We start from the raw sequence: 9861 nt of genomic DNA, 5'->3' as shown, positions 1-9861 counted from the left end.
CGTTGATGTTTTTCTTATAGAAGACCGGCCCCCCGGAAGTCAACACGGGGGGTATGGTGGGAAGCGTAAGAGGTGTATAAGAGCCGGCCCGTGGGGGGGCGAGGCAGGGACGGGGGGGTGGGGGGCACCGGTACGGCGGGGGGGGGGGGGGGGGGGGGGGGGGGGGGGGGCGGTGCGGGGGGCGGGGCCGGAACTGTGGCGGGGCGGCGGGGTGGTGCGGGGGCCGCGGGGCGGCGTACCTCCGGGGTCTCTCGCGGCTCGGTCCGGGGTGCGGCTCGCTTGGACGGCTGGAGCGCCGCGTCCAGGGCCTCGCGGGCGGGAGCCTGGATGATCTGCGGCTGTACGTCCTGGTCCCGCGAGAGCGGCGCGGCGTCCGCCGCCGGTACGGGGGCAGGGGGCGGGCCGGGCTCCACGGCCACGCATCCCGTGACGGTGGCGGAGACGGCCGAGACCGCCACTCCCATGAGGATCTTCGCTGTGGTTCTCGTTCGGTGCACCTGGGCAACTCTGGTGGGCGCGGGGCAGTTTCCGGTGCACGCAGGGCGAGATTGGCCCACACGAGTGATCCGGGCCTCGCCGAACGGGCTTGGAGCGCGTGCCGGGAAACCAAGCCCGTCCGGCGATTGAGGACCGGGGTCCGGGGCGGAGCCCCGGGTGGAGCGGGTGCGGGCTAGTCGCCCGTCGTGCCGTCGATGCGCTCACGCAGGAAATCCGCGTGGCCGTTGTGGCGGGCGTACTCCTCGATCATGTGGACGTAGATCCACCGGAGGTTGTAGGGCTTCCCAGTGCGGTGTTTGCCCTCAGCGATGTGGTCGAGCGAGTGCGGCGCGGCAAGCTCGCGCGCCCTGTCGATCGCGGCCCGCCAGGCGGCGTGCGCCTCCTCCCAGGTGTCCTGGTCGGTGAAATGGAAGTCGCCGTCCGGGTTCTCGTCGCTGTAGTAGAGCTTGGGGGCGTCCTCGTCGGAGAGCACCCGGTGGAACCAGCCCCGCTCGACCTCGGTCATGTGCCGCACGAGACCGAGCAGCGACATGTCGGAGGGCGGAACGGACGTCTCCCGCAACTGCTCTTCGCTCAGGCCGGCGCACTTGAGTGCCAGCGTCTCGCGGTGGAACTCCAGCCAGCTTTCCAGCATCTCGCGTTCACCGGCGGTGGTGGAGGGATCGATGCGCTCAGTATTGGTCATGGCGGTCATCGTCACTCACCGCCTCCACTCGCCGCCAGCCCTTGTGGGCCGACGCCCGGAGCGGCGAGCATCCCGCGCAGCAACTCACCGAACCCCTTGCGCAGTTCCTCTTCACTGGGCACCGCAGAGTGGTACGCCCCGGCCGCGCAGGAGAACATCAGCCCCTCGCACCAGGCCACCAGCGACAGGGCGTGCCGCTCTGGCTCCCGAGAACCGGCCGCCGCCATCAGCTGGTTGAGTGGCTCGCGGAACCGGTGCCGGCCCGCCGCGTCGTAGAACGCACGCAACTCGGGCCTGCGCGTCGCCTCCAGGCCGAGTTCGTAACGGGCCACGAGCAGCTCGCGGTGGTGCGTCAGATGGCGGTGGAGGACGAGCGCGAGAGCACCGATGATGCCGTCGAGCCCGGCCGACGGGGCGGGGATCTCGTCCAGGGCGAGCACCCGGGCCTCGCGCTCGGCCAGCCGGCGCACCGTCGCCTCCAGCAGCGCCTGGCGCGTGCGGGCGTAGTTGGACGTGGAGCCCTGCGGCAGCCCGGCACGTTCGTCCACCGCCCGGTGGGTGAGCCCCCGCATGCCGCGCTCCACGAGCAGGGCCAGGGCGGCGTCGGTGATCAGCTCGGGGCGGGAGCGACCCGTGGTGGTGCGTGAGGTCATGGGAACAATCTATCGCGGCAACTACACCTGTAGTACGCTCGTGGAGTCACTACAGGTGTAGTTGCGGAGGAGTAGTCATGGCCATCAGTAGTTCCCGGCCCCGCGCCGTCGTCGCAGGATGCGGAATCGGCGGGCTCACCGCCGCCGTCGCCCTCCACCAGCGGGGCTGGCAGGTCACCGTCCTGGAGCGTGCGGCAGCCGTGGAAGCCGTCGGCGCCGGGATCGGGCTCGCGCCCAACGGGCACCACGCCCTCGATGTCATAGGCCTCGGCGAGGAGATCCGCGAGCTGGCCGCCTGGCAGGGTGACGGCGGCGTGCGCGCCCCCGGCGGCCGTTGGCTCGCCCGTACGAACAGCTCCGCCGCCACCGAGCGCTTCGGCGGTCCCCTCGTCCTAGTCCACCGCGCCACCCTCATCGACCGCATCGCCGCCAGGCTGCCCGACGGCGCGGTACGCACCGGGTCCCCCGCGACACTGGCCGATCCCGGTGTGGCGGGCGGCCGGCCGGCCGTGGTCAGCACCCCCGACGGGGACATCGAGGCCGACCTCGTGATCGGCGCCGACGGCATCAACTCCGCGACGCGCCGCGCCCTCTTCCCCGAACACCCCGGCCCCGTTTACGCGGGAATCACCACCTGGCGCGTTGTCGTGCCGGCCCCCGCCGCACCCTTCGAGCCCCACGAGACCTGGGGCCGCGGCGCCCTGTGGGGCAGCCAGCCGCTGAAGGACGGCCGCGTCTACGCGTACGCCGCCGCCGTGGCCCCCGCCGGAGGCCGCTCGTCCGACGGCGAGAAGGCCGAACTCCTGCGCAGGTTCGGCGACTGGCACCACGCCGTCCCCGCGATCCTCGCCGCGGCCGACCCCGCCGAGGTTCTGCGGCACGACGTCCGCCACCTGATCAACCCGCTCCCCGCCTTCCACCGCGGAAGGACCGCACTGCTCGGCGACGCCGCGCACGCCATGGCACCCACCATGGGCCAGGGCGGCAACCAGGCCATCGAGGACGGCATCGTCCTCGCTCACCACCTCCCGGACGCGACGGAACTCGGGACGGGCCTGGCGGCGTACTCCGCGGACCGGCTGCCGCGCACCACCGGCATCGTCCGCAAGTCTGCGAAGATCACCAAACTGATGTCGGTCCGCAGCGCCCCGGCCGTCGCCCTGCGCGACACCCTCATGATCCTCGCGGGCTTCGGGCCCGGCCTGGCCCTGCGCACCTTCGACGGCATCGCGGACTGGCTGCCGCCGCAGCGCACGTATGCTGCCGGGGCACGGGACCACCAGGTCCGGGATCACCAGGTACAGCGTTAGGGAGGCCCCCTGTGAAGGTCGGCGTCATCGGGCTCGGAGACATCGCGCAGAAGGCATATCTGCCCGTACTGACGACCCGCCCGGGGCTCGAACCGCACCTGCAGACCCGGACGCCCGCCACCCTCGCGCGGGTCGCCGCGACCTACCGCATCCCCGGCGCGCAGTGCCACACGAGCCTCGACGCGCTGCTCGCCCAGGGCCTGGACGCCGCTTTCGTGCACGCGCCCACCGCCGTGCACCCCGAGATCGTGACCCGGCTCCTGGAAGCGGGCGTACCGACGTACGTCGACAAGCCGCTCGCGTACGAACTCGCGGAGTCCGAGCGGCTCGTGAGGCTCGCGGACGAGCGCGGCGTCAGCCTCGCCGTCGGCTTCAACCGCCGTCTCGCCCCCGGGTACGCGCAGTGCGCCGAGCACCCGCGCGACCTGATCATCATGCAGAAGAACCGCGTCGGCCTGCCCGAGGACCCGCGCAGCCTCGTCCTCGACGACTTCATCCACGTCGTCGACACCCTGCGCTTCCTGGTCCCCGGCACGGTCGACCACATCGACGTACGGGCCAGGGTCGTCGGGGGCCTGATCCACCACGTCGTCCTCCAGCTCTCCGGCGACGGGTTCACCGCGATCGGCACCATGAACCGGATGAACGGCTCCACCGAGGAAATCCTCGAAGTCTCCGGCCAGAACACCAAGCGCCAGATCATCAACCTCGCGGAGGTCATCGACCACAAGGGGCAGCCGACCGTGCGCCGACGCGGCGACTGGGTGCCGGTCGCGCACCAGCGCGGCATCGAGCAGTCGGTCGATTCGTTCCTCGACGCCGTACGGGCCGGAAAGCTGCTCAGCGCCCAGGACGCGCTGCTGACGCACGAGCTGTGCGAGCGGGTGGTCCGGGCGGCCGAGGAGCAACAGGCCGCCTGAGAGTCCGTACGCCCTCGGCCGCGCCCAGCAGAGCCAGTACGGCGAGCGCGCCGTAGACGGGCCAGTCGCCTGCCTTGACGTACGCCGTCGTGCCCTCCGCCAGCTTGATGTCGTACACCGCGGACGTGCTCGCGTCCGTCCCCAGGGGCGAGCCGACGCGCTTGCCGCCGGGGCCGAACACCGAGCTGACGCCGGTGAGCGTCGCGTGCACCACCGGGCGTCCGTTCTCGGCGGCCCGCAGCGCCGCGAGGGAGGCATGCTGCTCGGGGGCCCAGCTGTTCTGGAAGGTCGACGTGGCCGACTGGGTGACGAGCACCTGCGCGCCGCCACGGGTCAGCTCCCTGCTCATGTCGGGGAACGCCGACTCGAAGCACACCAGAGGACCGACGCGCAGCCCACCGGTGGCGCCGTCGCCGGGCAGCGCCATCACCACGGGGTTCGTGCCGCGCCTGCGGTCCTCGTCGGCGGCTTTGCCCACCGAGGTCGCCCAGCCGAGCACGGAACGCGCCGGGACGTACTCGCCGAAGGGGACCAGGCGCATCTTGTCGTAGCGCTCGCCCGTGACGCCCTCCGGGCCGACCAGCACCGAGCTCTTGAAGATGCCGGGCCGGTCCGGGCGCCGCGCGTCGACATTGACCAGCACTTGCGCGTCAACCAGCCGGGAGAGGGCGGCGAGCCTGGCGGCCAGATCGGGTCGTTCGGTCAAGTCCGCGCCGACGCTGCTCTCGCCCCAGACCACCAGATCGAGATCCTGTCCCGCCAGGTCGCGGGTCAGCGCCTCGCCGCGCGCGAAGCGCTGTTCGGGGCGGTCCCCGCCGCTGACGACACCGGGCTGTACGACCGCGACCCGCACCCGGCCCGACTGCTCGGGACGCGGCGCCCACGCCCACACAGCGCCCGCCGCGACCGCGCAGACCGTCAGGCCGGCCACGACGGGTGTACGGGCCGAGGGCACGGTCAGCAGTACGACGACGGCGGTGTTGACCGCGACCACCAGCAGGCTCACCAGCCACACACCGCCGACCGAGGCCAGCCGCAGCGCGGGGGCGACCTCCCACTGGCTCGAACCGAGCAGCCCCCATGGGCCGCCCAATCCCTCCCAGGACCTGACCAGTTCGGCCATCAGCCAGCCGGAGGGGACGACGACGAGCGCGGCCGTCGCGCGGCGGGCCGACGGTGTCCCGGTCCTGCCCGGCGTCGTCCCACCCAGTGTCGTTGCGCCCCGAGTCGTCCCGCCCAGCATCGACCGGACCAGCCAGCCCCAGGGCAGCCACAGCAGCGCGAGCAGCGCGGCCAGCACCACGATGAACACATGCAGGCTCGGCATCAGCCAGTGGTGCGCGGCGATCATGAACCCGGTGCCGCCGAGCCAGCCGTCCAGCGCCGCCCGCCGACCCGTCGGCGCGGAGCGGATGAGCAGCATCCACGGCACGAGGGCGACGTACGCGAACCACCAGAGGGAGGGTGCGGGGAAGGCGAGCGCGGGCAGCGCGCCCAGCGCCACCGCGGTGGCGCCGCGCCACCAGGGCGACGACGGCCACTCCCACCGGCCGGCCCGAATCCGCATGCGGCGCCTCCTCGTCCTGCCGCTCAGCTCCGTGAGGAGTCCCGGAGCAGTCCCTGCCCCCAGTGTGGGGTAGCGCGCCGATCGCGGACAGTGGAGCCCGTCTCGCGCGCCCCGCACGTCAGCGGGCGTCGAGTGATCCCGTCGTACGCCGCCACTTCTCCCGTACGACCACGGAGCGCAGCCGCCAGCCGCCCTCCGTGCGCAGCAGACTGAACGCGTAGCGTCCGCCGGACATGAAGTTGGGTTCGGTCGACGGACCGGAGCCGTCGTCCTTGCGGGCGGCGGGCGCGGTTTCGAGCCGCATGGGGTTCACGTAGTCGGCCTGGAGCTCCGCCCGGTCCCCGGTGTCGCCGTTGAGATCTTCAAGTCGCAGACGCCGGTTGACAATGAGGTGCTGGCGTACGGGAAAGAGCCGCATCGTCTCCATCAGCCAGACCGCGACTTCGGCGGCCGGTCCCTCGATGCCGCCGGCCGTACGGTAGTCGGCCCGGCCGTCGGGGGTGAACAGGGCGCGGTATTCGAGCCAGTTGGCGTCGTCCACGGCCACCGCGTACCCGGTGATCACTGCGTCGATGGCCAGTCTGTCCATCACGGTCGCGAGCTCTACACGCTGCGTCATCGGCTCAGTCTCCGGCAGTGAGCGTCCCCAGCCAAGAGCCGTGCATGCCCGGAGGTAAGGGTCACGCTGTGTGACGTCAGGGGTGATGGTGCTGTGAGCGCGGTACGACGGCCGAGTGGAGACCCGCGAGTGCCCCTCGGGGCCGGCGGGCGTTTGACGACAGGGCCTAGAAGACTCCTGAAGATCTTGCTCGGACCGCCCGACTCACCCCGGATTGCCGGTAAATGTCAATCGGGCTGAACCGGTGCAAGCCGGGCGCGATTTCAAGATCTTCATCGGCCTTCTAGGCCGCTTCGGCGACCTCTCCGCGCACGGCCGCGGCCCACCGCAGAAGCAGGACTTCGTACTCGTCCGCAGGCCATGCCTCGTCCGCGCGCGACTCGACCAGAGCGCGAATAGCCTCATTCGCCTCAGTCAGGGGCCGCACGGAACCAACCGGCGGGGGAGAGCGGTACATGCGATAAGACTACGTCCAGGCACTGACAGTGAGCACCAGAACGGCAGTGGCTTTCCTCGCACTAAGGTTGATCACCGGGCGCCGAGCGGCGGTGCCCGGACACGCACCAGGAGATCACGCACCTTGTCCGAGCAGCGCGTTTATGCGGAATCCGACCCCGGCCGAGGCGCCCTCGAACTGCGAGCGGACTGTACGAACTGCTTCGGACTGTGTTGTGTCGCACTGGCCTTCACGGCCTCCGCCGACTTCGCGATGGACAAGGACGCCGGGCAGCCCTGCCCCAACCTCCAGGCGGACTTCCGCTGCGGTATCCACCAGCGCCTGAGGCCTCAGGGCTTCCAGGGCTGCACGGTGTACGACTGCTTCGGCGCGGGGCAGCAGATCTCCCAGGTCACGTACGCCGGACAGGACTGGCGCCAGGCCCCCGACACCTCGCGGCAGATGTTCGCGCTGCTCCCCGTCGTGCGGCAGCTCCACGAGTTGCTCTGGTACCTGACCGAGGCGCTGGAGCTGGAGCGGGCCCGCGCCCTCCACGGTGACCTGCGCGGCGCGCTGACCAGGATCGAGCGCCTCGCGCAGGGCAGTCCGGACGAGCTCCTGGCCCTGGATGTGGCAGCACACCGGCAGGACGTCAACGCGCTCTTTCTGCGTACGAGCGAACTCGTGCGAGCCGGTGTCACGAAGGGCGCCGAGGGTGCGAAGGGCGGCAAGGGCAAGAAGGGCGGCAAGAAGAAGGACCGCAGGGGCGCCGACCTCATCGGCGCCAACCTCAAGGGCGCCGACCTTCACGGCGCCGACCTCAGAGGCGCCTACCTCATCGGCGCCGACCTCAGGGGCGCCGACCTGAGGGTGGCCGACCTGATAGGGGCGGACTTCCGCGACGCCGACCTGTCGGGCGCGGACCTCGCGGGGAGCTTCTTCCTCACCCAGTCGCAGCTGAACGCGGCGAAGGGCGACGCCGGCACCAGGCTCCCGCCCGCGCTGACGCGCCCTTCGCACTGGTGAGCTCTTTCAGCCCCGAGGTTCAGCCCGCCGACTCGCCCGCGTGCGGGCTCAGCGTGTCAGTACCGACCAGGATGAACAGCGCGATGCCGAGGATGATCCGGTAGATCACGAACGGCATGAAGCTCTTGGTCGTAATGAACTTCATGAACCATGCGATAACGGCATAACCGACAACGAAAGCGATGATCGTCGCGAAGATCGTCGGCCCCCACGACACATGGCCGCCCTCGCTCGCGTCCTTGAGCTCGAAGACGCCGGACGCCAGCACCGCGGGGATGGCGAGCAGGAACGAATAGCGCGCCGCCGCCTCGCGGGTGTAGCCCATCAGCAGTCCGCCGCTGATCGTCGCGCCGGAGCGCGAGACGCCGGGGATCAGGGCCATGGCCTGGCAGACGCCGAAGATCAGGCCGTCCCGTACGCCGAGTTCCTTGAGCGTCTTGCGCTCCCGGATCGCGCGGTGCTTGCCGCCGGCCTCGTCACGGGCCGCGAGGCGGTCGGCGATACCGAGGACGATGCCCATGACGATCAGGGTGGTGGCGATCAGCCGCAGGTCGCGGAACGGGCCCTCGATCTGGTCCTTGAAGGTGACGCCGAGTACGCCGATGGGGATGGACCCGACGATGACGAGCCAGCCCATCTGGGCGTCGTGGTCGCCGCGCATCGACTTGTCGACGAGAGACTTGCACCATGCGGAGATGATCCGGGCGATGTCCTTGCGGAAGTAGATGAGGACGGCCGCCTCGGTGCCGATCTGGGTGATCGCGGTGAAGGCCGCCCCCGGGTCGTGCCAGCCGGCGAAGGCCGCTGTGAGCCGCAGATGTGCGCTCGACGAGATCGGCAGAAACTCGGTGAGCCCCTGGACGAGTCCGAGGATGAATGATTCGAACCAACTCATGGGGCTAATGCCGTCCCGGATGTATTTGTGCAGCGGCGTGCAGCGTGCAGGTGCAGTCAAGGTCAGTTGGTGCGCAGCGTATCGCCCGAAGATGTCGGCGCTGCGGGAAGCCCCCGACTGCGTACCCGATCAGGCGGAGAGCGGGCCCGTGGGTGGTCGGCCGGGCGCGCGGACGTGCGGGGTCAGGGCGTCGTGTTCGACCTGGTCGCCGCAGGTGGCGCCATGACCACCTACTTGCCGCGCAGGCGGTGGCGCTTGCGCCAGGCGACCACCGCCGCGGCGAGACCCGACAGCGCGATGAAGCCCATCGCGATCAGGAACGCGGGCGAGGTCGGGGACGAGGCGCTGCTTCCCGCGATGACGTACGCCGCCGTATTCGGGATCGAACCGATCCCCGTGGCCAGGAGGAAGGGAAGCCACCCCATGCGGGAAACAGCGGCGCAGTAGTTAGCTGCGGCGAACGGCACCCCAGGAAACAGCCGGATCGCGAGCATCGTGCGGAATCCGTGCCGGCTCAGCTGACCGTCAGCCGCGAGCAGCGCCCGCCCCCGCAGCAGGGGACGCAGTGCATCCTGGCCCAGTGTCCGGCCGAGGCCGAAGGAGATTCCCGCGCCGACGACCGTTCCGGCGACGGCGGCCACGAGCCCCGCCTGGGAGCCGAAGAGCGCGCCCGCCGCCAGGTTGAGGATCGGGCGCGGTACGAACGCCGCCGTGCACAGCCCGTACGCGACACCGAAGAGCACCACGGCCGCCGCGCCGCTCAGCTGCGGCGGCCAGCCCGCGCTCAGCAGCCGCTGCGGCTCGAAGACCAGCACTGTCGTCACCGCTGCCGCGAGCATCAACACCAGTAGCGACAGCCGCGACCACGGGGAGAGCAGCGTCCTGGTGCAGCGGACGGTGAACCCGGCGGGCGCGGGCGGGGCGGCGGTGTCGAGCATCCGGGGAGACTAACCGACATGCGCATGTGATCGCCGTAACGCGCACCGCACGAAGCGGTCGCGCGGCCGACGCGTCGCGGATAAATCGTTCGACGCGCGGGTGTCTGTCGGCGAGGATCAACGCATGTCCAGGCACGCCTTCCTCGCAGCGCGGACCGCAGTCGCGGCCGCGCCGAAGGCTGCCGCGTCGGCCCTCGCCACAACCGCAGTCGCAGCCGCAGTCGCTGTCGCGGCTGCCGCAGCGCCCCTCGGCGGCGCCCGAAGCTGACCCTTCCCGGATCGTCCGGCGGACCCCACAGGGGGAGGGTCGGCAA

General features: G+C 71.1%; 11 protein-coding genes. 4 read left to right on the top strand and 7 right to left on the bottom strand.

Annotation, left to right across the window (positions count from 1 at the left end):
- Positions 1-670: 670 nt before the first annotated feature.
- Entirely contained in the window at positions 671-1183 is a 513-nt protein-coding gene (locus J7E89_RS32905; RefSeq protein WP_214978778.1) for a DinB family protein, read from the bottom strand.
- Between the two features lie 11 nt (positions 1184-1194).
- Positions 1195-1836, bottom strand: a complete 642-nt coding sequence (locus J7E89_RS32900) for a TetR/AcrR family transcriptional regulator (RefSeq protein WP_214978777.1) — start codon at positions 1834-1836, stop codon at positions 1195-1197.
- Between the two features lie 77 nt (positions 1837-1913).
- Between J7E89_RS32900 and J7E89_RS32895 the strand changes: the two genes are divergently transcribed.
- Positions 1914-3146, top strand: coding sequence for an FAD-dependent monooxygenase (locus J7E89_RS32895; protein WP_214978775.1), 1233 nt, complete (start codon positions 1914-1916; stop codon positions 3144-3146).
- Between the two features lie 11 nt (positions 3147-3157).
- Positions 3158-4066 (top strand): Gfo/Idh/MocA family protein, encoded by a 909-nt coding sequence (locus J7E89_RS32890; protein ID WP_214978773.1) that lies wholly within the window; start codon positions 3158-3160, stop codon positions 4064-4066.
- On the opposite strand, the gene lnt is transcribed toward J7E89_RS32890, so the two are convergent.
- From lnt to J7E89_RS32875, 3 genes are all read right to left on the bottom strand, one after another.
- Positions 3987-5633, bottom strand: a complete 1647-nt coding sequence (gene lnt / locus J7E89_RS32885; RefSeq protein ID WP_214978770.1) for an apolipoprotein N-acyltransferase — start codon at positions 5631-5633, stop codon at positions 3987-3989. The genes J7E89_RS32890 and lnt overlap by 80 nt on opposite strands.
- A 118-nt stretch (positions 5634-5751) precedes the next feature.
- Complete coding sequence (locus tag J7E89_RS32880) at positions 5752-6252, bottom strand: nuclear transport factor 2 family protein (protein WP_214978769.1); 501 nt, start codon at positions 6250-6252, stop codon at positions 5752-5754.
- 283 nt (positions 6253-6535) lie between these two features.
- Positions 6536-6709, bottom strand: coding sequence for a hypothetical protein (locus J7E89_RS32875; RefSeq protein WP_214978767.1), 174 nt, complete (start codon positions 6707-6709; stop codon positions 6536-6538).
- A gap of 123 nt (positions 6710-6832) precedes the next feature.
- Between J7E89_RS32875 and J7E89_RS32870 the strand changes: the two genes are divergently transcribed.
- Positions 6833-7714: a pentapeptide repeat-containing protein gene (locus J7E89_RS32870; protein ID WP_251061413.1), complete on the top strand. Its 882-nt coding sequence runs from the start codon at positions 6833-6835 to the stop codon at positions 7712-7714.
- Positions 7715-7733: 19 nt separating this feature from the next.
- Here the strand turns inward: J7E89_RS32870 and J7E89_RS32865 are convergent, their stop codons facing one another.
- The gene (locus J7E89_RS32865; protein WP_214978765.1) at positions 7734-8609 is read right to left on the bottom strand and encodes an undecaprenyl-diphosphate phosphatase; all 876 of its coding nucleotides are present in this window, start codon (positions 8607-8609) and stop codon (positions 7734-7736) included.
- 230 nt (positions 8610-8839) lie between these two features.
- Complete coding sequence (locus J7E89_RS32860) at positions 8840-9547, bottom strand: TVP38/TMEM64 family protein (protein WP_214978763.1); 708 nt, start codon at positions 9545-9547, stop codon at positions 8840-8842.
- A gap of 124 nt (positions 9548-9671) precedes the next feature.
- On the opposite strand from J7E89_RS32860, the gene J7E89_RS32855 reads away from it, so the two are divergent.
- Positions 9672-9815: a hypothetical protein gene (locus J7E89_RS32855; RefSeq protein ID WP_214978760.1), complete on the top strand. Its 144-nt coding sequence runs from the start codon at positions 9672-9674 to the stop codon at positions 9813-9815.
- Positions 9816-9861 lie beyond the last annotated feature (46 nt).

This window comes from Streptomyces sp. ISL-100 (assembly GCF_018614615.1).
In the GTDB taxonomy this organism is placed as follows: domain Bacteria; phylum Actinomycetota; class Actinomycetes; order Streptomycetales; family Streptomycetaceae; genus Streptomyces.
The sequence above is the reverse complement of the archived record's forward strand: the minus strand, read 5'-3'. Positions and strand labels throughout refer to the sequence as shown.

What these genes read in the sequence shown, in the direction of transcription:
- J7E89_RS32905 (WP_214978778.1), bottom strand. Translation starts at nt 1,183, where the DNA reads ATGACCAATACTGAGCGCATCGATCCCTCCACCACCGCCGGTGAACGC.
- J7E89_RS32900 (WP_214978777.1), bottom strand. Translation starts at nt 1,836, where the DNA reads ATGACCTCACGCACCACCACGGGTCGCTCCCGCCCCGAGCTGATCACC.
- J7E89_RS32895 (WP_214978775.1), top strand. Translation starts at nt 1,914, where the DNA reads ATGGCCATCAGTAGTTCCCGGCCCCGCGCCGTCGTCGCAGGATGCGGA.
- lnt (WP_214978770.1), bottom strand. Translation starts at nt 5,633, where the DNA reads ATGCGGATTCGGGCCGGCCGGTGGGAGTGGCCGTCGTCGCCCTGGTGG.
- J7E89_RS32880 (WP_214978769.1), bottom strand. Translation starts at nt 6,252, where the DNA reads ATGACGCAGCGTGTAGAGCTCGCGACCGTGATGGACAGACTGGCCATC.
- J7E89_RS32875 (WP_214978767.1), bottom strand. Translation starts at nt 6,709, where the DNA reads ATGTACCGCTCTCCCCCGCCGGTTGGTTCCGTGCGGCCCCTGACTGAG.
- J7E89_RS32865 (WP_214978765.1), bottom strand. Translation starts at nt 8,609, where the DNA reads ATGAGTTGGTTCGAATCATTCATCCTCGGACTCGTCCAGGGGCTCACC.
- J7E89_RS32860 (WP_214978763.1), bottom strand. Translation starts at nt 9,547, where the DNA reads ATGCTCGACACCGCCGCCCCGCCCGCGCCCGCCGGGTTCACCGTCCGC.
- J7E89_RS32855 (WP_214978760.1), top strand. Translation starts at nt 9,672, where the DNA reads ATGTCCAGGCACGCCTTCCTCGCAGCGCGGACCGCAGTCGCGGCCGCG.